Origin of the sequence: Streptomyces sp. NPDC005574, assembly GCF_040605435.1 — a bacterium.
GTDB lineage: Bacteria > Actinomycetota > Actinomycetes > Streptomycetales > Streptomycetaceae > Streptomyces.
Genome location: NZ_JBEXCW010000054.1, coordinates 25,289 through 45,970, shown reverse-complemented (window position 1 = coordinate 45,970; position 20,682 = coordinate 25,289). Strand labels below are relative to the sequence as shown.

Sequence of the window (20,682 nt, the reverse complement as noted above, 5' to 3'; positions counted from 1 at the left end):
GCGCCGCCGGAGGGCTTCGACCGCCCCTCCGCGGTCTCGCGTCGGGGGCCTGCTCAGACGAACGCGCTCTGCCCTGTGATGGCCTTGCCGACGATGAGGGTGTTCATCTCCCGCGTCCCCTCGAAGGAGTAGATCGCCTCCGCGTCGGCGAAGAAGCGGGCCACGTCGTAGTCCAGCACGATGCCGTTCCCGCCGAAGATCTCGCGGGCCCAGCCGACGACCTCACGCATACGGGACGTCACGAACGCCTTGGCCAGCGACGACTGTTCGTCGCGGAACACGCCCGAGTCCTGCAGCCGGGCCAGCTGCGACAGCATGCCCCAGGAGGCGGTGATGTTGCCGAGGCTCTTCACCAGGAGGTCCTGGACGAGCTGGAATCCCGCGAGCGGCTTGCCGAACTGCTGCCGCTCGGTGGCGTAGGCGAGCGCCAGTTCGTAGGCGCCGGTCATCACTCCGAGCGCCTGCCAGGCGACGCCACTGCGGGTGGCCCGCAGGACCTCCGCGACGTCGCGGAACGAGCCGGCCTCCTGCAGCCGGTCGGCTTCGGGCACCCGCACCCCGGTCAGGGTGATGTCGGCGTTCTCGACGATCCGCAGCGAGGTCTTGTTGGCTATCTTCTCCGTCACGAAACCGGGCGTGCCCCGTTCGACGACGAAGCCCTTGACCTGGTCGTCGGCGACGTCCCGGGCCCAGACCACGACATGGTCGGCGAAGGTGGCGTTGCCGATCCAGCGCTTGGCGCCGTCGAGCACCCAGGTGTCGCCCTCGCGCGCGGCCGTGGTGCGCATGCCGGCCGTCACGTCGGACCCGTCGAGGGGTTCGGTGAGGGCGAAGGCCCCGATGGTGTCCATCGTCGCCATCGCGGGCAGCCAGCGGTCCCGCTGCTCCTGGCTGCCGCCGGCGTGGATCGCGTACATGGCGAGGCCGTTGTGCACGCCGAAGAAGGTGGCGACGGAGGCGTCCACCCGGCTCATCTCCATCGCCATCATGCCCGTCAGCAGGTGACTCACCCCGGGACGGTGGTCGCCGTAGCCCTCGTAGGGCAGTCCGACGAGGCCGCTCTTGCGGAACTTCGCGATCAGCTCCCTGGGGAAGGTGCCCTCGGCCCAGTTCTCGTTCACCAGCGGCCTGACCTCCTCGCGCATGAACGTCCGTGTCCGCAGGAGCAGTTGCCGTTCCTCGTCCGAGAGGGCGGCCTCGAAGTCGTAGAAGTCGGCGACGGTCCGGTCATCCGTGGGAGAAGTCATGTCGGCCTTCTTCCACGCTTTCGTCGCTCGATGCTCATGAGTGGCGCGGCGGGCCGGACGGGCCCCCGGTGCCTCCGAGTTCGGCGATCAGCCGGCCGGCGGTCACGGACCCGTCGTCCTTGTGGGCCTGCCACCGCGCGAAGACCTGCGCGGCGGCGTCGGCGAAGGCTCCGGGCAGCGCGCTGTCCCGGCAGGCTTCGGCGATCTCCGTCATCTCGGGTTCCCAACGCCACGCGCGAGGGCCCGCTCCCGCCAGCTGGGCCGGTGACGCGAGAGGAGTGCCCGGCAGTAGATGTCCGGCGAGGTCGCGGAGGTCGTCCAGGACGCCATGGCTCTCGGCGAGGGCGGACGCTTCGGCGGCGAGGGCGTAGGAGATCTTGTTGTAGGCGGCGAAGGCGAGCTTGAGCGCGGACGCCCGGCCGACCGGTCCGGCCAGGGCGACGGGGGTCAACAGCGTTCCGGCGAACAGCTGGTGGACCTCCTCGACCGCCGGCGCGTCACCCGACAGGTAGAGGCGCGTGGTTCCCGGCGTGCGGGGCGGCGGACCGGCTATGCCGCCGTCGACCAGTGTCGCCCCGGTGCCGGCGAGCGCCTCGGCGATCCGCGCGACGCGTGCCGGGCTGACGGCGTTGGCATCGACGTAGACACCGTCGAAGCCGGCGGCCGCCACCTGTCGGGCGAGGTCGAGGGCCGCCGCAGGTGGGCACACGCTCAGGACGACCGGGCACCGGTCGGTCAGTTCCGTCAGGCCGGCGGCGGGCCGCAGTCCGAACTCCTCGGCCCGTTCCCGCGTGGCCGCCGAGCGCCCCTGCGGCACCCACCAGACCCGGGCGCCCGCCGCGACGGCCTGCGCCGCCACCCGCGCGCCCATGGCACCGGGGTGCACGATCCCCACGTCCGCGTGAACCATGCCGGAACCCTATCCGCCGGCCAGCGCGGGGAAGACGTCCGGGCAGGCGTCCGGGCATGTGGAAAACCCCGCCCCGGGTGGCCCCGGGACGGGGTTTGTCGAGCGCCGGGCAGGCCTTGCACCTGCATCTCCCCGCAGGAAGCGGGGCGTCTTTCCTTGGACGACCAACGCCGGGCGGGCCAGGAGTCGTTCGTGGCCCGCTCAAGATCGACCGTACCCCACGGGTGGCGTTCATGCCAACCCGGAGCCGGTCCGCCCCGGTGTCCGGCCTCGCCAGGCGCCGCGGGCCGCTCGGCAGTCACCGGTCGGCACTGACCGGTCAGTGCCGACCGGCGTGCGTGTGGCTGTGCGAGGTCTCGGGATCGCCGGGTTCGCGCCGCGTCCTGCGGTCCCGCTGCCAGTCGTGGACCGCCAGCCCGAGCGAGCACAGCACGGGCAGGATGCCGGCGCCCACCGCGATGGCGACCGCGGCCCGGTAGTCGTGGCCGCCGTGGCCGAGGACCATGTAGAACAGCCCGGGCAGAGCGGCCGTGCCCATGGCGCCGCCGAGCCGCTGCCCCGTCTGCAGGGCGCCACCGGCCGCACCCGCCATCCGCACCGGGACGTCCCGCAGGGTCATGGTGACGTTGGGGGAGATGACGCAGCCGCTGCCCAGGCCGCCGACGAAGAGGGCGGGCGCCGCGAGCCACACCGCCCGGTCGCCGGAGACCTGGCTGAGGATCAGTACGGCGCCGCCCAGGCCGAGCGCCACGGCGGCCAGTCCGCACACGGTCAGCAGCCGGCCCAGCCGCTCGACCAGGCGCCCCGCCACCACTGCGGCGACGGCCGACCCGACGGCGAAGGGGGTCACCGCGAGCCCCGACCGCAGCGGTGAGTACCCCTGACCGTTCTGGAAGAAGAGGGCGAACACCAGCCACACACCGCTGAATCCGACGAAGTACAGGGTCGCGATGACCGCGCCCGCACTGTATCCGCGGGTGCTGGTGACCAGCCGCGGGTCGAGCAGCGGGTGCCCCTCCCTCGCGGCGACCCGCCGTTCCCAGCGCGCGAACGCCGCCAACAGCGCCACGCCCACCAGGAAGAGCCACCACAGGCGCCGGACGCCACCGGACTCCGCCAGGACCAGCGGCAGCATCAGTGCCAGGACCCCGGAGCCGAGCAGGGCGACGCCCGGCAGGTCGAGGTGTTCCCTGCGGCCGGGCGCGACCTGGGGCAGCAGCCGCCACCCGAGGACGAGCGCGATCACCCCGACCGGCACGTTGACGTAGAAGATCCAGCGCCACCCCTGCGGTCCGCCGGCCAGCGCGAGCAGGAGGCCGCCGACGACCGGGCCGACCGCGCTGGAGATGCCGACGGTCGCCCCGAACAGCCCGAACGCCCGCCCGCGCTCGGCGCCGCGGAACATCTGCTGGATCAGGGCGGAGTTCTGCGGGGCCAGGCAGCCGGCCGCGGCGCCCTGCGCGAGGCGGGCCACGACCAGCCAGGTGATCGAGGGGGCCGCACCGGCCGCGGCGCTGCACAGCACGAACGCCGTGAGCGCCAGCAGGAAGATGCGCCGCCGGCCGAGCGCGTCGCCCAGCCGGCCCGCGGTCACGAGGACGAGGGCGAACGCCAGCGCGTACCCGGAGACCACCCACTGGATGGCGGGCGCGGAGGCGTGCAGGCCCCGTTGCATGGACGGCAGCGCCACCGCGACGATCGTGACGTCGAGCAGGCTCATGAAGCCGGCCACCAACGTCACCCACAGCGCTCTCCACCGCCGGGGATCGGCTCCTTCGGCCGCACCTGCCGGGCTTCCGCCGCGCTCGCCCGCCTGTGTCCGCACGCCCACCCGGGCTCCTCTCCGCCGCCGTCGCCCGGCGCCGGGGACCGGCCCGGACGAACCGACCGCCCGATCAGCGCGGGTACCGCACCGGACACCCGCGTCACCACTGTCCCTCTACGGGTATCCCCCTGCGCCGACCTACGCATGGCCGACCCGGCGGACGGGGTGGGACCCTCCTGGACATGCCGAAGTCCCCGAGAGAGGTTCGGGGTCTTCGGCGTGTCCGGGTCTCGGCGTGTCCGAGCCTCCGGCATGTACGGGTCTCGGAGTGACCGGCTCTCGCGTGACCGGGTCTCGGCATGACCGCGTCTCGGCGTGAGCGGGAGCGACGCCGGTCCAGCACGCACCGGCGCGCACCGGCGTGCGAGCGGGCGCGCGAACCGGCCGCCGGTGCTTCCCGTACCGGCGCGCGAACCGGGCGTGCGAACCGGGCGCGCGGGCCGCCGTACGAGCCGGGCCGCCGTACGAGACGGCCGGGGCGCGCGGCGGTCAGCGGCGCGTGCGCAGCTTGCCGAGCAGGCGCTGTGCCTGGGCGCGGCGGCGCGGATCGGCTGCCGCTCGCCGCGCCTGCTCCATCGTCCGTCGCCCCTGGGGGCTGCGGGCGAACTCCTTGATGCGCTGCATGACAGTCGGCATGGATCTCCCTCCACCGGTCGGCAGGTGTCACCGACTTCCTACAGGCCCGGCTACCCGGTGACGGACCGTTCAGGCGCGCGGACGCTCAGCTCCCCCGCCGTGGCCGGATTCCGTCCTCGCGGCGGGCCGCCGGCGCGGCCGGGCCATCAGCGGGTGCGTCATCGGGTATCACCTCCCTTGCACACCGACGTGTGCGGGGGCGGGGGAAGCCGGCCTCGATGGCTCGGAGGGGGCGACGGGCGGTCATGGAGGGATCACGTCGTGCCCGGCGCCGTCGCCTGGTGCGCGAGTTACGGGCCGCCGGACGCTACGGACCCCGGCTGCGGGACGTGCTGCCCGCCCTCGCCGGCTGCGTGCTCCTCGTGTGTGCCGCGGTGGCGGCGCTCGCGGCGGCCTACCGGTTCCTCGGCGTCGGCGCCCCCGTGCTCGGCGTGACGCTCCTGGTCTTCGCCGGGGCCGCCGTGCGCCGCCACCGGCGTCCGCTGGGCCGGCGGCGCCGCGGCTTCTACACCCCGGAGGAACTGGCCGAGTTGGACACGCCGGGCCTGATGGTCGCCGTGGCCCGGATGCTGCGCCGCGACGGGTGGTACGTGCTGCCGCTCCCCGAACCTGACCGTCCCCTGCTCACCGCGCGCGACGCCCGGGGCCGGGTGCTCGACGTGGCGTTCCGCGCGGTGGCCGAGCCGCTGCCCGACGAGGAGGCGCACGCCTCGCCCGTGGCGACGGGGGCCGGCCGGCGGTTGCGCCTGGTCGTGCACCGGGGCAGTTTCACCCGGCGGGACGTCCAGTGGGCGCGGCGTCAGGGCCATGTCCATCTCATCGACGCGCCGCGCCTTCGGCGTTGGGGCGACGGCACGCCCCTGCAGCAGCTCAGCGGCCCACCGACCCCACCGGTTTCGCCGTGAGGGAGGCCGGGTTCAGCCGGACGACACGGTTCTGGTCACCCGGCCCCGCGGGTCGGCCTCCATGTACCCGCCCTCGCCGTACTCGTTGCTGAGATAGATCGCCATGCCCGACGGGGTGCCGAAGATGTCGTTCGGCTGCCGTACCAGCAGGTAGCGGGTGGCCCGGCCGTCGACTTTCAGCTCCTTCCCGGCCCGCTTCAGCAGCGCGGGGAGTGCGTCCCAGTGGAAGTCGTCGAGTTCCACGGGCTTCTGACCACCCGTCAGCGAGCTTTTGACGATGCCCTTCTCGACGCCGCCGGCGACCCGGTAGGTGTACGTCTCGTACCGCGTCCGGCTGCCCCGGACCATCACCGAGGCCGAGACGTAGTCGGGGTAGACCAGGAAGGCGCCGAAACTGGAGCTTCCGGTCTCCTTCTCGATGGCGTGGAGGGCTTGGCGGACCCCGGTGGGTGTCAGGAGATCGGTGACGGCCGAGGGCGTCCCACCCGTGGACGGCGTGTCCTGCGCGGGGGTGGCGCCCTGCGTCTCCCGCGGGTTTCCGGGGGATCCGGCCGCGCCGTTGTGGTCGCCGTCGGAGAACGCCTGCCAGACTCCCCCGCCCGCCAGCAGCGCCCCGAGGACGACGGCGAGAACCGTCACGCGCCGCGACCTCCGGGATGTGGCGCGCACCCCGGCCGCGGTCATCGGTGCCGGACGCGGGTGGGGCCCCGCGGGTACGGCGTCGCGCGGTTCGTACGGCGCGGCCGCGTAGGGGTTCGGACCGAAAGGGGCGGCCTCCCCCGGTGGGGTCGGCGGTGTCGCGTACGGGTTCGGCCCCGACGGCACGGCGTCGTGCGGCGCTGACGGCACCGCGTCGCGCGGCCCGGACGTGGCCCCTGGTGGCCGGTCGGGCGCCGGGGACGGCCCGGCGGCGGGCGCGACTCCCGGAGGGCTGAGGGGATATGAGGTGTGCCGGGAGTCGGCGGGTTCCCGCGCCGCCGTCTCCAGCATGCGCGCCACGGTCCCGGCGTCCGGCCGCGCGGCGGGGTCACGGACCAGCAGGCGGGTGAGGACCGGGGTCAGGGAGCCGGCCCGGGACGGCGGGGGCACCTCGTCGTGGAGTACGGCGGCCAGCGTGGCCAGGGTGGTGGTCCGGCGCAGCGGATGGCGGCCCTCGACGGCCACGTACAGCATCATCCCCAGCGACCACAGGTCCGCCGCCGACCCGTCGCCGGTGCCGCCGTCGCCGTCGGAGATGCGCTCGGGGGCCATGTAGTCCGGGGTTCCGATGATCGATCCCGTCGCGGTGAGGGCGGTGGACTCGCGGACCGCGGCGATGCCGAAGTCGGTGAGGACGGGCCTGCCGTCGGAGCGCAGCAGGACGTTGGCGGGCTTCACGTCGCGGTGCTGGACCCCGGCGTGGTGCGCTGCGCGCAGCGCCTCCAGCACCCCGGCGCCGAGACGGGCGGCCTCCGCCGGTGTCATCGGACCGCGGGCGAGCCGGTCGGCGAGCGAACCGCCGTCGACCAGCTCCATGACGATCCACGGGTAGGTGCCCTCGCCGCCGTCGACGATGTGATGGATCGTCACGACGCCGGGGTGTTCGATCCTGGCGAGCGCCCGGGCCTCGCGCAGCACCCGCTCGCGCAGCAGGCGTGCCGCGTCCGGGTCGCGGTCGAAGTGGTCCGCGTCCGGGGGCCGCACCTCCTTGACGGCGACGTCGCGTCGCAGCACGAGGTCGCGGGCCCGCCACACCGTTCCCATCCCGCCACCGCCGAGCCGGGCGAGTAGTTCGAAACGGCCGTCGACGACCCGTCTGTCGCTGTCCCCGTCGTTCATGGCAGGAGCTTAGGGGACGCCCCGGGCGGCCCGGGGCCCCGGCCCGGGGGCGCCCGCACCGGGGCCGGACGTGGTCCGTACCAGGCACGACGACCGCCCGTCACCACCCCGGCGGCCGCGCGGGCCCCTCCCGGCGGGGCGGCCGCGGCCACCCCGCCTACCGTCCGGGCCCGCCTCGCCGGACCTCTTCGGCGGCCTCTCGGGCACCGCCCCGCACGGTCGAAATCCGGGCAGATCGCGGTGGGTTGGGGCGTCGCACGGCGCGCGCGTCCCTCACCCGCCGCTCTTGTTCGTATCTACGAACCTGTCTCGCACAGGTGTCCAACCCGGCCCCACCTCTGATAGGAAACCTTCCTATCAGTGCACGGTCACTGGCAACTGCCACCCCCCACAAGCCAATTGGAGCCCTCGTGGAACACTCCCCCGGCGAGACCCGCCCGACCGCGAACCCCTCCCGCCGCTCGCTTCTGCTGGCCGGCGCCGCCTTGGCAGCGGTCCCGCTGCTGCGCCCCGCGCACGCCTCCGCCGCTCCCGCGCCCCTGCGCGCCGCCGGACTCGACGACCCGGCGAAGAAGGAGATCGCCATGAAGCTGGTGTCGAGCGCGGAGAACTCCTCGCTCGACTGGAAGGCCCAGTACAAGTACATCGAGGACATCGGCGACGGCCGCGGCTACACCGCCGGCATCATCGGGTTCTGCTCCGGCACCGGCGACATGCTCGACCTCGTGGAGCTCTACGCCACCCGCAAGCCCGGCAACGTCCTGGCCAAGTACCTGCCCGCCCTGCGGCGGGTGAACAACTCCGACTCACACGCCGGCCTCGACCCGTCGTTCCCCGGTGACTGGCGCAAGGCGGCCCAGGACACCGCGTTCCAGCAGGCCCAGAACGACGAACGCGACCGGGTGTACTTCAACCCCGCCGTCCAGCAGGGCAAGACCGACGGACTGCGCGCGCTGGGCCAGTTCACGTACTACGACGCCATCGTCATGCACGGCGACGGCACCGACCCGACCTCCTTCCGCAACATACGCAAGCGGGCCCTCACCAAGGCCAAGCCGCCGGCCCAGGGCGGCGACGAGGTGACGTACCTCAACGCGTTCCTCGACGCGCGGGTGTGGGCGATGAAGCAGGAGGAGGCGCACAGCGACACCAGCCGGGTGGACACCGCGCAGCGGGTCTTCGTCCGCAAGGGCAACCTGGACCTCAACCCGCCCCTCGACTGGAAGGTGTACGGGGACAGCTACCACATCGGCTGACCCCACCCGCCGGCGCCGCACCCCTCCCCCGGCGGCCCACCCCGGACACGCGTGCGACGGTCATGGCACCGGGACCGTCGCACGCGGCAGGGGCGGGGTGCTCCTCACCGCTCGGGCCGGCCGGGCGCCCCGTCCGTGTCCTTCGGCGGCCGGGGCGGCCGGCCGCGCGGGGCGTCACCGGCGGTGAGGTGCTCCAGGACCTCGGCGAGGTCGAGGCAGGCCAGCTCCACCGAGCGTCTGGTGTTGCGCTGCTCGGTGATGAGGGCCGACAGCAGAAGCGCCGTCAGGGCCATGGAGCCGTTGAACGCCTGGAGTTTGATCATCACCTCGACGTCCGTCAGCCGCTGGAACGAGCCGCTTCCGTCGGTCGCCGCGACCGTGGCCGTGACGGAGGCGAAGAGGGCGCACAGGATGCTGCCCGGCAGCCGGAATCGCAGCGCGACCCAGATCAGCAGCGGATAGACCAGGAACAGCAGGCTGACGGTGCTGAAGCACGCCACCGGTACGAGAGCAAAGGCGATGACCGCCACCCCCACCGCCTCCTTCCACCGCGCCAGGGGCAGGGGCCGGTGTGCGGCGCGCAGCAGGAGCAGCAACGGGGTGACGAGCAGGACACCCATCGCGTCCCCCACCCACCACCCCAGCCACACGGGCCAGAAGTCCGGCACGGCGATCCGGTCGGTGGCGACGAGTAGGCCGACGCCGACCGTGGCGCTGATCAGCATGGCGGTCAGGGCGCCGAGGAACACCAGGGCGAGGCCGTCGCGCAACCTGCTGAGGTCGGTCCGGAAACCCGCCCTGCGCAGCATCAGACAGGCGCAGACAGGTGCGGCGGTGTTGCCCACGAGGGTGCCGATCACGGCGGGCCGCAGCGTGGTGAGCGACAGGACGACGAGCCAGCGCGCCGAGCGTGATCCCGGGCCAGACCCGCAGACCGAAGATCAGCAGACAGGCCACCGCCACGCCCGTGGGGGGCCAGATCGGGGTGAAGACGGCGCCCTCCACGACGAGCCGGCGCAGCAGACCCAGCCGTCCGGCCGCGTAGTAGCAGGCGGCGACGGCCAGCGTCCGGACGGCCCAGCCGCCCGGCCGACGCAGATCCTGGACGGCCACCACAGCAGCCATCAGACAACTCCCCCGCCCGCACGGCGAGGCGAGCGCCCCTCGGCCGGCCGTCACGCCACCCGCCGGAAAGCGGCGGGACCCCCTTACGGCCGTACGGCGGAGGCGTCGTGGCCGACGACCAGCACGGCCGCGTCGTCCTCATGGCCGACGCGCTCGGCGCCCTTGATCACGGCGGCGGCGAGCGACCCCGCCTCCATGCCCGCGACGGCGGCGATCCCGGCCAGCCGGACCACCTGGTCGAGGCCCTCGTCGACACTGAGCGAGGGGCCCTCCACCACGCCGTCCGTCAGCAGCACGAACACCCCGCCGGTGTTCAGGCGGTAGCGGGTCACCGGGTAGACCTGCCCGTCGAGAACGCCCAGCGGGGGGCCGCCCTGGTCCTCGGCGATGCCCGACCTGCCGTCCGCGGTGGCCCACACGCACGGGATGTGTCCGGCCCGGGCGCTCTCCAGCACACCGGTGGACGGGTCGAGCCGCATGAAGGTGCAGGTCGCGAAGAGGTCGCCGCCGAGCGAGAGGAGGAGGTCGTTGGTCCGGGAGAGCAACTCGCCCGGGTCGCCGGTGACCGAGGCGAGCGCCCGCAGCCCCACCCGCACCTGCCCCATGAACGCGGCCGCCTCGATGTTGTGCCCCTGCACGTCGCCGATCGACAGCCCGATGCGGCCGTCGGGCAGCGTGAAGGCGTCGTACCAGTCGCCGCCCACGTTGAGGCCGTGGAAGGCGGGCGCGTACCGCACGGCCAGGCGGAAGCCGGGCGCGACCGGGAGGTCCCCGGGGAGCATGCCGCGTTGCAGGGCGACGGCGAGTTCGACCAGGGAGCGCTGGACCTCCGCCCGCTCCCGCGCCTGGGCGGTCAGCGCCCCGAGCCTGGCCAGCAGCGCGTCGTCGTCGTCCGTAGGGCGCCTGCGGAACATGAACACTCCGTGCGTCGGGTACCCCGCTGATCACAGGAGTCCATTGTGGTCCTTCGGGGTGACGACGGCCCGGCGACCGGGTGCGGGGTCCGACCGGCGGGCAGGCGCATCCACGACTGATCCCACGCCCAGGGGGAATCAGTTCACGACCGAGGCCGGGAGTACGGCCCGCCCCCGAGGGAGCGCGCCCCATGTCCGCTGAACCACAGGCCGGCCGCAGGGCCAAGGCCGGCCACCCGGCCCGCGTCCTCGCCCTGCCGCGGCCGGGCTTCCGGGTGCCCGCCGCCTGGTGGCCGGCTCTGCGCCGTACACCGGTGTCGATGTGGCGCGACGACATCTCCGACCACGCCGCGGCCCTCACCTACTACACGGTCCTCGCGGTGCTGCCCGCGCTGCTGTCCACCGTCGTCGGCTTCGCCCTCATCAGCCCCGACACGGCCGAGAGCTTCATCGCGCACGTCACCGCCTACGTCCCCGCGGAGTCCGCCGGGCAGCTGCACGACGCGTTGTCCCGCATGCTGCAGGGCGGCTCCGCGGCCTGGACGCTGCTGGTCACCGGCACCGTGAGCGCCCTGTGGTCGGCCTCCAGCTACCTGGCCGTCTTCCGGCGCGCCCTGCACCGGATGCACCATGTGGCGGACCACCGCTCACCCTGGCGCAAGGCCCACCGGATCGTGCTCACCGCGCTGGCGCTGCTCGGCCTTCTCGTCGTCAGCGCCCTGGTCCTGCTGCTGAGCGGCCCCATCGCGGAGAGCGCCGGACGCGCCCTCGGCGTCGACGCCACGGCCGCGGTGGCCTGGAACCTGCTGCGCTGGCCAGTGCTGCTGTGCCTGGTGGCGGTGCTGGTCGTCGTGGTCTTCCACACCGGCCCCGCCTCCGCGCGGCGCCGGGCGTACAGCCTGCCGGGCGGCATCCTCGCGGCCACCCTGTGGCTGGCCGTGTCCGCCGCCTTCGCGGTGTACGCGTCGGCGCTGAGCACCTACAGCAAGCTGTACGGCTCCCTCGCCGGCCTGGTCGTCTTCCTGATCTGGCTGTGGCTGTCCAACCTCGCCCTGCTGGCGGGCGCGCAGTTCGCGGCCGAGCTCAGCGGCGCGTCGGAGCGCCGGGACTGAGCCGGAGACGTCCGCTCTTCTCCCAGTGGCCCGCGGTGGCCAGGACCATGGCCGCCGCACCGGTGCCCAGCACCGCGCCCGCCAGGACGTCGCCCGGGTAGTGCACCCCGGTGTGGACGCGGGAGTAGCCCACCGCGCAGGCCAGCAGGCCGAGCGGGACGGTCGCGGCGGGGAGGGCGGGCCCGACGGCCGCGGCGAAGGCCACCGCCGACGCCGTGTGGCCCGAGGGGAACGACGCGGACTCCGGCATGGGCACGTGCCGTCCCGGGAACGGCGAGTCCGCGGCGCGCAGGGGCCGTGCCCGGCGGACCAGCCGCTTGCCGAGCAGGTTGGCGGACGCCGAGGCGACAGCGATGGCGGCGACACCGAGCACGGCCGCGCGGCGCGGCCGGCCGGGGAACAGCGCCAGCAGCCCGGCGGCCGCGAACGAGATCTTGGAGTGGTCGGCCGCCGCGGACAGCCGGCGCAACGCCGAGTCCAGTTCGGGCGTGCTGGTGACCGTCACGGCCTCGTACAGCGCCTGGTCCAGTGCGGTGAGATCGCGCATCAGGCCTCGCGGCGTGCGCTGTCCCCGCGCGGGGCGGTCAAGCATGGCTCTTCTCCTGGTTCGTCCTGGGTCGGATGGGGGACCTGCCGAGCGCGAGACGGACCACACGCCGCCAGTCGACGGACGGTGCCACGTAGGGCGCGCCGGGGCGATGTCTCGGTACCCGTACCCGCAGCGCGCCGCGGCGCACCGTGCAGACGACCGGTGTGGGCAGGGTCAGCGCCTCGCCGTCGACGGCCACCGGGATGAGTTCCACGTCGGCGTCGACGACCACGCGCCGCGCGGTCAGTGTCGTGATGCTGCTGGCCCGTTCGCCCCGCAGCGCCAGCTCGGCCGCCTGCGCCGGGCCCTCCACGCGGACCGCGATCACCCCGAGCGACCCGCCGTCCAGCCGGGTCCGGCGTCCGCCACCGAAGGGGTCGGCACGGGCGTAGGGGTTGTTGCTCACCAGCAGGGTCTGCGGGGCGTCGATGCCGGTTCCGTCGGCCTGCACCTCCAGTGGCGTCACGTCTTCGCCGACCAGCAGGTCCGGCAGCTGGTCGAGCACGGTCGCCGTCTTGGCGCCCCGGTACTCGGGACTCTGCACGATCTCCGCGTACGCCCCGAACGACACCGTGTTGACGAAGGGCCGCCCGGCCACGTCACCGAGGTCGATGCGCAGTTCCACGCCGTCGGAGAGGGCGTCGAGCCCGGTCGAGGGGTCGTCGCGGTCCAGGCCCAGGTCCATGGCGAAGTGGTTGCGGGTGCCGGCGGACAGGACCAGGAACGGCAGTCCGTGCTCGGCGGCCACCCCCGCCACCAGCGCCTGGGTCCCGTCCCCGCCGGCGACGCCGAGCAGGTCCGCGCCCTCGGCCACCGCCTGCCGGGCCAGGGCCACCGGGTCGGGAGAGCTGTCGATGTCGAGCAGCAGCACCCTGGCGCCCAACGCCTCGGCCCGCTCCACCAGCCCATACTGGCCGACCTTCCCTCCGCCGGACCGCGGATTCATGATCAGCACCGGTCTTCGGGGCGCCCTGCTCGACCGGTGGCGCATGCCGTGCGGCTTGCGCAGCCGGCGCAGCGCGCTGCGGGCACAGGCCAGCGCCGCCACCCAGAGCGCGAGCGCGGTCACCGCCACCAGCCACAGGCCCGACACGGCGTACAGCACCAGCACCGCCACCGGAGCGGCCAGCGCCAGCAGGGCGCCGCACAGCCGGGCCAGACCACGATGGGCCAGCGCCCACCACAGGCCCGCGCCGGCCAGGGCGAACCCGACCAGGCCGAGGAGCAGGACCAGCCACTGGGCGGAGCCGGCCCCGACGACCACCGCCGCGACGGCGCCGGCCACACACAGCAGGGCCAGCCGGGCCAGCGCCCGCGCCGGTCCCACGCTCCGGTCGGAGCCGGCCGGCTCCGCCTCGCTCTTCGTCCGCGTCGCGTTCATGATGTGCCGGGTGGTCCCCCGGGGGTCCGTGTCCGGCGTGCGCCGGCCCACCGGTCTCCCTGTGCCCTTCCGGGTCCCTGCCCCGCCTCCCCTTCCATGATGGTCACTGCCGCGTGGAGAGCCAACCGTCTCATGCGCGCGCCCGCCGCCGGGAGCGGGTCCCGCGAAGCGTCCTCCCTTCCCCGCCCTCCCCGGTGCTCGGCCCAGGTCACCCCGCAAGCCCGGGCGTTACGCCGTTCGAGTGGTGCTGCGCCGGACGCGGCCTTAGCGTCGGAAGCAGGCCACATCGTTGGGGACAGGACCCGGGGCCAGGCGTCCGCAGACACGCGGCTGGGAGCGACCATGCGCAGACACACAGCAAGAACGGCTCTCGCCCTCGGTGCCGCGGCGCTGCTCGCGGCCGCCGCACAGCCGGCCGCCTCCTCCGTCACACCGGCGTCGGCTCCGGCCGTCCGGCAGGTGCCGCGGACCGTGCTCGTCGACTGCCTGTGGCATCCCGAGGTGCGTCCCACCGAGTTCATCCTGGCCTGCGGCGACGGCAACAGCCGTCTGTCCTCGCTGCACTGGAGGCGCTGGAACTCGGAACGGGCCGTGGCCACGGGCATCAACTCGGTCAACGACTGCAAGCCGTACTGCGCGGCCGGAAGGTTCCACGACTACCCGGTCGTCGTACGACTCGACCGCTCACAGCCCTGGAAGAAGCACCCCCGGCTGGGGCACTACACCCGCATCACCCTCGTCTACACCGACACCCGCCCGGAGGGCTTCCCGCCGGTCGTGACCTACCCGCTGTGGAACTGACCTCGTGACGGGCGGAGTTCACCGGCCCGCAGGTGCCCGAAGGCGGCGGAGCCCGCCGACCCGAAGGCACCCGAAGGCGGCGGGCTCCGCCGACCGGTGGACGGCCGGCTCCGTCAGTCGGCGGACGACGGCCGGATCTCGCCGCGCCGGTCGCGGTGCGCCAGCACGCGCTGGAGGCGGGTGAGTCCCGGCGGCTGGTTGCGGCGCAGCGCGGCCCGGGCGGCGTTGGCTCCCGGGGCGCCGTGCACGCCGCCGCCCGGGTGGGCCCCGGCGGACGCGAGGAACAGTCCGCGCACCGGCGTCTCCGGGCGTCCGGTGCCGGGCACCGGGCGGAAGACCAGTTGCTGGTGGATGGCCGTGGTGCCGCCGTTGATGGCGCCGCCGTACAGGTTGGCGTCGAGGGCCTGGAGCGTGGGCGGGGCCAGGATGCGGCGGGCGCGGATCACGGAGCGGAACCCCGGCGCGAACCGCTCGACCTGCCGCTCGACGCGGTCCGCCATCACCTCCTGCTCCTTGGTGTCCCACGCTCCGGTCAGGCCCTCGTCCCCGGCGTCGGACCTGACGACCTGCGGGACATGCGTGTACGCCCACGCGGACTCGGTGCCGAGGGGTGAGCGGGAGGCGTCGGAGGTCGTCATCTGGCCGAACAGCGCGAAGGGACGGTCGGGCACCTGGTGCATCGCCACCTGGGCGGCGAAACGGGTGAGTTCGTCGACGCCGTCGGCCAGATGGACCGTGCCCGCCCGCGCCGCCCGCTCGGCCTGCCAGGGCACGGGCCCGTCGAGCGCCCAGTCCACCTTGAAGGTCGCGAAGTCCCACTGGAAGCGTTCGAGGTCCGACAGCAGCTGCGACGGCAGGTGCTCGGCCTCGACGAGGTCGCCGTACAGCGCGGGCACCGACACGTCGGCCAGCACGGCGCGGCGGGCGGTGACGGTGTCACCGTCGGCCGTCCGCACGCCCACCGCGCGTCCCTCGCGGACGAGGACACGGCTGACGCGCTGTCCGCAGGTCAGGGTGCCACCGAGCGACAGCAGCCGGCGCGTCAGGGCCTCGACCAGGGCGCCGGAGCCGCCGACGGGCACGGGAAAACCGAAGGTCTGGCCGAGCATCGACATCAGCCAGCCGAAGCCGCCGCTGCCCGCGGCCTCGGGCGCGAGGTCGGCGTGCAGGGCGTTGCCCGCCAGCAGGAGCCGGCCGCCCTCGCCGCCGAACTCCTCCTCCCCCATCCGCCGTACCGGCAGGATCATGGTGCGTGCCATGCGCAGCCCGCCCGCTCCGCGCAGCCGGAGCCCCAGCCGGGCGGCGGCCTTGACCGGCGGGAAGGGCGTGAACAGGGCGTCGAGGATGTCCGGCTGCAGGCGCTGCCACACGTCGTGGAGGCCGCGCCAGGCGGCGCCGTCGCCCGGGTGGAAGGCGTCGAGGGAGTCGGCGGTGACGTCGATCCTGCGGTCGAGCACCGCGCACCGGCCGTTGGTCAGGGGGTGCGCGAGGACGTGCGGCGCGTGGCTCCAGCGCAGGCCGTGGTCCTGCAGGCGGAGTCCGGCGAGGACCGGGGAGGCGGCGGCCAGCGGGTAGAAGGAGCTGCAGAGGTCGTTGACGAAGTCGGGGTGGACGCCCCGGTCGTGGCGGACCGCGCCGCCGGGTTCGGGCTGTTCCTCGAGGACGGCCACGCTCCAGCCGGCGTCGGCGAGCAGGTTCGCCGCGACCAGCCCGTTGGGTCCGGCTCCGATCACCACCGCGTCAGGCATGCGCGTCTCCCGTGGCGTGCGACGCCGCCGGTCCGGGCGCCCGCTCCTCGCGCGGGGTGCCGTGCTCGGCGCGGCTCTGGGCCTGGCACACCTTGTCGAGCCGGGCCAGCATCGCCCGGTGCCGCACCTGGATCAGTGCTTCCACGCCCGCGTTGTGCAGCATGCCGCCGGCGCCCTGCAGGGGGTGCTCGTCCACGATGACCAGGCAGTGCTCGCCCCAGGGGCGCAGTTCCAGGGCGATCCGCGCGGTGCCGAGGACGCCGGCGCGCGCCTCCAGCTCCAGCGCTTCGCCCTCCTCGCAGCGCCGTACGACGGTCTCGTTGCCGAGGCGGAGCGGGCCGAGGCGGATCTCGTAGGCGAGGGCCGCGCCGACCTCGGGCCACTGCCCCCGGACCGGCTCGGACGCCGAGGCGCCCACCACCCACTCCGCGTACCGGCTGCCGTCCGCGAGGACGGCCCACACCGTCCGCGGACTGACCTTGATGAGACGATGCCGAACCGCCACAGCCACCTCCACACGGGTTCCCCCTGGTTCACCGCCAAGTGCCCACATGCGGGTCGCTCAACCGGCGAGTCGGGCGCCGGGCCCACGCCGTCGCGCTCCCGGGGGTGCCGGAGGGCCGGGTCAGCGGCCCCGCGGGCGGTGCACGGTGAGGCTCGCGACCTTGAACGACATCTTGGTGTCGGCCTCGGAGGGCGCCGGGTGGTACTCGCCGGCGCACACGGAGAGGTTCACGATGAGGTGGGCGTACCAGTCGTCGCCCACCCCCCGGTCGTCGGCGAAGACCGGGGTGCCGTTCAGGGACCACTCGACGCACTCGCTGCCGAACTCGACGGTCAGGTCGATCCACCCGCCGGGGCCGACCGCCGGGTCGCGGTGGTAGAGGTGGCCGCCGCGCACGTGGTTGGAGAACTCCAGCAGGTCCGGGTTGTCGGGGTGGTACTCGAAGACGTCGATCTCCTGGCCGCCGTCCCGCCAGGTCCAGATGGCGGGCCAGGCGCCCATCACGGTGGGCAGCCGCACCCTCGTGTGCAGCAGGTCGCCGGTGCGGACGACGAAGTCCTCCTCGCTGCCCTCGGTGGTCAGCAGTCCGGTGTTCCACAGCCCGTCGGGGCGGCGGGTGGCGCGGAAGGTGCCGCCGCGGCTGTAGTGGGGGTCCGCCACCAGGTGGTCCAGCTTGTTGTCGTCCGGGTTGACGGGGCCGCCGTCGGGATACGCCCACGACCGCCCCGCGACCCACTGGCGGGCGGAGCGGAAGTCTGCCGTGAAAAGGGCCTCGGTCACAGTCGGGCTCCCGTCGGTCCGGGGTCGGTGGTGCGAACCGGTTCTGCCCGTGAGGGCCCCCGTCATGCGGGCCGACGGTGTGTCAGGCCGCCCTGTCACCCGCCGGGGTGAACGCCTCACACCCCCGGCCCACATCGCCGCGGGAGGGCGGGCGGAACGCCGTGGCGGCATCGGACGGCCTAGTCCGTAACCCGTGTGAGCGCCCCGACTGGTGGGAGCGACAGGACTGACTGACGGTGGATCACGTCGGAGCCGGGTCACAACAGCTGACGAAGCACCAGCTGCCCGGTTGCGACGGAAGGAATCTCAGATGCGCTCTACCCGCATGTTCCTGGCGACTGCGGCGGCTTCTGCCGTCCTCGCGCTCACCGCTCCCGGCGCCTACGCGGCGGACGGCGGCTGGGACCACGAGGACTCTTCCTCCTCCTCTTCCTCTTCCTCCGGCTACAGCAAGGAGCACGACAAGGACAGCAGCCACGAAGCGCCGCACGGCGGCATGCACACCGGCGGTGGCGCGCTGACCGCCACGACGGGCGACGACTGGGCCACCGCACGGGACCCCAAGACCGACCCGGAGACCTACAAGACCGAGTCCCCCCGGGACTCGGGCAGTGGTGAGCACGGCAAGGGCTCCTGGAGCGGCGGCGACCACGAGCAGCCGCACGGCGGCATGCACACCGGTGGCGGCGGCCTCGCCTCTCCGGGCATGACCGCGGGCGGGCTGGCCGTGCTGGCGGTCGCCGGTGCCGGCGCGTTCGCGCTGCGCCGCAACAAGACGGCCGGAAACGTGGCCTGACCCATGCCGGACGCGATAGCAGTCGGGCCGCCACCCGTGCGCATTGTGGCGGCCCGGTCTGCTGTGTGTCCGCCCCGTACGTCCGCTGCCGTGCCCAGATAGAGGTGATGTCCGATGGCAGCCCGTCCTTCCGCCCCCGCAGGCACCGACCCGGAGCCCGCCGAACAGGGACCCCGCACCAGCTGGATGGTGCTCAGCGCCGTGGTCCTCCTGCTTTTCGCCGCGAGTGTGTTCGGCGGCGGCCGGGACGCGGCCTCCGGCACCGCGGGCGGCGTCTCGTCCGGCTCCGCCGCCGGCGCTCCCCCGCCGCGCCCCGGGTCCGCCACGACCGCCTCCCCCGGTGTCCGCCCGGTCGGCGCCCACCTGCCCCGGTCGAGGCCGGTGCGCCTGCTCATCCCGAAGATCTTCGTCGACGCCCCGTTCACGGACCTCGCCATCGGCCCCACCGGGCAGCTCGAACCCCCGCCGGCCGACGACACGAACCTCGTGGGCTGGCACGCCAAGGGCGCCTCCCCCGGTGAGATCGGTACGGCGGTCATCGCCGGGCATGTCGACACCAAGACGTCCGCGGCGGTGTTCGCCGGGCTCAGCGAGCTGGAGAAGGGCGACGTCTTCACCGTCGTACGGGCCGACCGCCGCCGGGCGTCCTTCGTGGTGGACAGCGTCGAGACCTTCGAGAAGGACCACTTCCCCAGCCGGCGGGTCTACGCCGACACACCCGACGCGGAGGTCCGCCTCATCACCTGCGCGGGTGACTACGACCGCACGGTCAGGGACTACACGGACAACCTGGTGGTCTTCGCCCACCTGATGTGACCGGCGCCGTGGCCGCCGGACGGCTCAGGCCGGCCGGCCCCGCAGCCGGGCGGTGACGACGGCGACGTCGTCGTCCGCCGCCCCGGCGTCCAGACGCAGCAGGATCTCGTCCAGGACGCCGGTGACGCCCTGGCCGGAGGACAGTTGCAGACGGGCGAGGCGGTCCAGCGAGGTGTCGATGTCCTCGCCCCGCCGCTCGACCAGGCCGTCGGTGAACATCACCAGGGTGTCGTCGGGGCGCACGGTCAGCGTCGTCATGTCGTACTCGGCGAGGCCCGTGCCGAGCGGCGGGCCGACGGGCAGGTCGACGAGTGCCCCGGTGCCGTCGGGGTGGAAGAGGGCCGGCGGCAGGTGGCCCGCGCCGGCGAGGGCGACCGTGCCGCGGGACGGGTCCAGCAGGGCCAGCAGGCAGGTCGCGGGGCGGCGGTTGTGCTCCTCGGACATCACGGTGTCCATGCGGCTCAGGATCCGGTGCGGCGGCAGGTCCGTGGAGGCGACGTACCGCAGCATCGAGCGGTAGGCGTTCATGTCGACCGCCGCGTCCAGGCCGTGCCCCATGACGTCGCCGATGACCAGGAGGGTACGGCCGTAGTGCAGGCGTACGGCCTCGAACCAGTCGCCGCCCACCAGCGCGCCGGAGCCCGCCGGAAGGTAGCGCGTGGCCATGTCCACGTTGGGGTGGGGGCGGCCCGGTTCGGCGAGCAGGGCCTGCTGCAGGTGCTGCGCGGCGCCGTGCAGCCGGTGGTGGTCGAGGGCGTGGTGCAGGTGGGCGGCGGTGAGCCGGGCGACGTAGTGCACCGCCGCGGCCTCGTCGTCGGCGAACGCCCGGTCGGTGCGTACGGCCAGCACCGCGCCGTAGACCCTGCCGCGCGCAAGGAGCGGCACGGACAGCGCGGCCACGACCCCGCCGGCGCGCGCGGCGAGGGACGCCGTGATCGGCCGGCCCGCGTCCAGGGCCCGGACCAGGACGTCGGCCCGGGGCACCCCGTGCAGACTCGCCAGCAGATCGTGCCGGCCCTCGGCCGCCGCCGGGCGCAGGGGTCCGCCGTGCTCCGCGCGGCGGACCTCGTCCTGCGGGAACAGGTCGACCGCGGCCGCCTCGCACAGCTCCCCGACCAGGAACCGCGCGCACTCCACCGCGGTCCTGCGGTCGTCCAGGGTCGAGCCGATCGCGCCGACGGCCCGTCCGGCCAGCGCGAACGGATCGGCCGGACCCGTCGGCCCCGGCCCCCGGTCACCGGTCATCACAGCCCCTTTCCGCCGCCCCCATCCCAACACCGGAAGGCCCGGACGGCCGGTAGCGACCCGGCCCGCGTTCCCGGCGGGCGTGCGATGCGCGGGCGCACCGCACGGGAACAACCGGGCGCGGCGGGCCGTTGACGAGGTGTGGTCGCGGAGGGGACAGTGTCCCCGGGCCTCACCTTCCGCCTGTGGGGACGATCGTCCGGCTGAAGCCCCACGGAGCCTTCCGCCGCGAGGCGACCGCCCTCCGCGTCACCACCGCAGCCGCCCCGGCTG

The 20,682-nt window shown here is 74.2% G+C and carries 18 protein-coding genes and 1 pseudogene; 6 read left to right on the top strand and 13 right to left on the bottom strand.

Features of this window, described 5'->3' with window-relative positions; genetic code table 11:
* Positions 1–53 precede the first annotated feature (53 nt).
* From ABZT03_RS28405 to ABZT03_RS28390, 4 genes are all read right to left on the bottom strand, one after another.
* Entirely contained in the window at positions 54–1,247 is a 1,194-nt protein-coding gene (locus ABZT03_RS28405; RefSeq protein WP_356044328.1) for an acyl-CoA dehydrogenase family protein, read from the bottom strand.
* A gap of 34 nt (positions 1,248–1,281) precedes the next feature.
* Complete coding sequence (locus tag ABZT03_RS28400; protein ID WP_356044325.1) at positions 1,282–2,157, bottom strand: DUF1932 domain-containing protein; 876 nt, start codon at positions 2,155–2,157, stop codon at positions 1,282–1,284.
* A 319-nt stretch (positions 2,158–2,476) separates the two neighbouring features.
* Positions 2,477–3,982: an MFS transporter gene (locus ABZT03_RS28395; protein WP_356044350.1), complete on the bottom strand. Its 1,506-nt coding sequence runs from the start codon at positions 3,980–3,982 to the stop codon at positions 2,477–2,479.
* Positions 3,983–4,471: 489 nt separating this feature from the next.
* On the bottom strand, positions 4,472–4,618 hold the full coding sequence (locus tag ABZT03_RS28390; RefSeq protein WP_356044323.1) for a hypothetical protein: 147 nt from the start codon (positions 4,616–4,618) through the stop codon (positions 4,472–4,474).
* 245 nt (positions 4,619–4,863) lie between these two features.
* Here ABZT03_RS28390 and ABZT03_RS28385 point away from each other — a divergent pair, with 245 nt between their 5' ends.
* Positions 4,864–5,523 (top strand): hypothetical protein, encoded by a 660-nt coding sequence (locus ABZT03_RS28385; protein WP_356044320.1) that lies wholly within the window; start codon positions 4,864–4,866, stop codon positions 5,521–5,523.
* Positions 5,524–5,535: 12 nt separating this feature from the next.
* Here ABZT03_RS28385 and ABZT03_RS28380 read toward each other — a convergent pair whose 3' ends face one another.
* Complete coding sequence (locus ABZT03_RS28380; protein ID WP_356044317.1) at positions 5,536–7,341, bottom strand: protein kinase; 1,806 nt, start codon at positions 7,339–7,341, stop codon at positions 5,536–5,538.
* 410 nt (positions 7,342–7,751) lie between these two features.
* On the opposite strand from ABZT03_RS28380, the gene ABZT03_RS28375 reads away from it, so the two are divergent.
* Complete coding sequence (locus tag ABZT03_RS28375; protein WP_356044315.1) at positions 7,752–8,597, top strand: chitosanase; 846 nt, start codon at positions 7,752–7,754, stop codon at positions 8,595–8,597.
* A gap of 104 nt (positions 8,598–8,701) precedes the next feature.
* On the opposite strand, the pseudogene ABZT03_RS28370 reads toward ABZT03_RS28375, so the two are convergent.
* Both ABZT03_RS28370 and ABZT03_RS28365 read right to left on the bottom strand, forming a co-directional pair.
* A pseudogene (locus tag ABZT03_RS28370) lies at positions 8,702–9,713 on the bottom strand (MASE1 domain-containing protein).
* Between the two features lie 92 nt (positions 9,714–9,805).
* Complete coding sequence (locus ABZT03_RS28365; protein ID WP_356044312.1) at positions 9,806–10,636, bottom strand: PP2C family protein-serine/threonine phosphatase; 831 nt, start codon at positions 10,634–10,636, stop codon at positions 9,806–9,808.
* Positions 10,637–10,956: 320 nt separating this feature from the next.
* On the opposite strand from ABZT03_RS28365, the gene ABZT03_RS28360 reads away from it, so the two are divergent.
* Entirely contained in the window at positions 10,957–11,748 is a 792-nt protein-coding gene (locus tag ABZT03_RS28360) for a YihY/virulence factor BrkB family protein (protein WP_356044347.1), read from the top strand.
* Here the strand turns inward: ABZT03_RS28360 and ABZT03_RS28355 are convergent.
* A complete protein-coding gene (locus tag ABZT03_RS28355; RefSeq protein ID WP_356044310.1) occupies positions 11,720–12,340 on the bottom strand; it encodes a phosphatase PAP2 family protein in 621 nt (206 codons plus the stop codon). The genes ABZT03_RS28360 and ABZT03_RS28355 overlap by 29 nt on opposite strands.
* Positions 12,333–13,718 carry a diacylglycerol kinase family protein gene (locus ABZT03_RS28350; RefSeq protein ID WP_356044307.1) on the bottom strand — a complete coding sequence of 462 codons (1,386 nt, stop codon included), beginning with the start codon at positions 13,716–13,718 and terminating at the stop codon, positions 12,333–12,335. Before ABZT03_RS28350 ends, ABZT03_RS28355 begins: the two co-directional genes overlap by 8 nt.
* Before the next feature lie 342 nt (positions 13,719–14,060).
* Here ABZT03_RS28350 and ABZT03_RS28345 point away from each other — a divergent pair, with 342 nt between their 5' ends.
* Positions 14,061–14,519 carry a hypothetical protein gene (locus ABZT03_RS28345; RefSeq protein ID WP_356044304.1) on the top strand — a complete coding sequence of 153 codons (459 nt, stop codon included), beginning with the start codon at positions 14,061–14,063 and terminating at the stop codon, positions 14,517–14,519.
* Positions 14,520–14,632: 113 nt separating this feature from the next.
* On the opposite strand, the gene ABZT03_RS28340 is transcribed toward ABZT03_RS28345, so the two are convergent.
* The 3 genes from ABZT03_RS28340 to ABZT03_RS28330 all read right to left on the bottom strand — a co-directional run bounded on the left by ABZT03_RS28340 (position 14,633) and on the right by ABZT03_RS28330 (position 17,552).
* Positions 14,633–16,267 (bottom strand): NAD(P)/FAD-dependent oxidoreductase, encoded by a 1,635-nt coding sequence (locus tag ABZT03_RS28340; RefSeq protein WP_356044301.1) that lies wholly within the window; start codon positions 16,265–16,267, stop codon positions 14,633–14,635.
* Positions 16,260–16,772, bottom strand: coding sequence for an SRPBCC family protein (locus ABZT03_RS28335; RefSeq protein WP_356044300.1), 513 nt, complete (start codon positions 16,770–16,772; stop codon positions 16,260–16,262). The genes ABZT03_RS28340 and ABZT03_RS28335 overlap by 8 nt, the downstream gene beginning before the upstream one ends.
* A gap of 120 nt (positions 16,773–16,892) precedes the next feature.
* Complete coding sequence (locus ABZT03_RS28330; RefSeq protein ID WP_356044298.1) at positions 16,893–17,552, bottom strand: beta-glucanase; 660 nt, start codon at positions 17,550–17,552, stop codon at positions 16,893–16,895.
* Between the two features lie 310 nt (positions 17,553–17,862).
* Between ABZT03_RS28330 and ABZT03_RS28325 the strand changes: the two genes are divergently transcribed.
* Together ABZT03_RS28325 and ABZT03_RS28320 are read left to right on the top strand one after the other, a co-directional pair.
* A complete protein-coding gene (locus ABZT03_RS28325; RefSeq protein WP_356044295.1) occupies positions 17,863–18,348 on the top strand; it encodes a hypothetical protein in 486 nt (161 codons plus the stop codon).
* A 114-nt stretch (positions 18,349–18,462) separates the two neighbouring features.
* Positions 18,463–19,164 (top strand): class F sortase, encoded by a 702-nt coding sequence (locus ABZT03_RS28320; protein WP_356044292.1) that lies wholly within the window; start codon positions 18,463–18,465, stop codon positions 19,162–19,164.
* Between the two features lie 24 nt (positions 19,165–19,188).
* Here ABZT03_RS28320 and ABZT03_RS28315 read toward each other — a convergent pair whose 3' ends face one another.
* The gene (locus ABZT03_RS28315) at positions 19,189–20,409 is read right to left on the bottom strand and encodes a PP2C family protein-serine/threonine phosphatase (protein ID WP_356044289.1); all 1,221 of its coding nucleotides are present in this window, start codon (positions 20,407–20,409) and stop codon (positions 19,189–19,191) included.
* Positions 20,410–20,682: the final 273 nt, after the last annotated feature.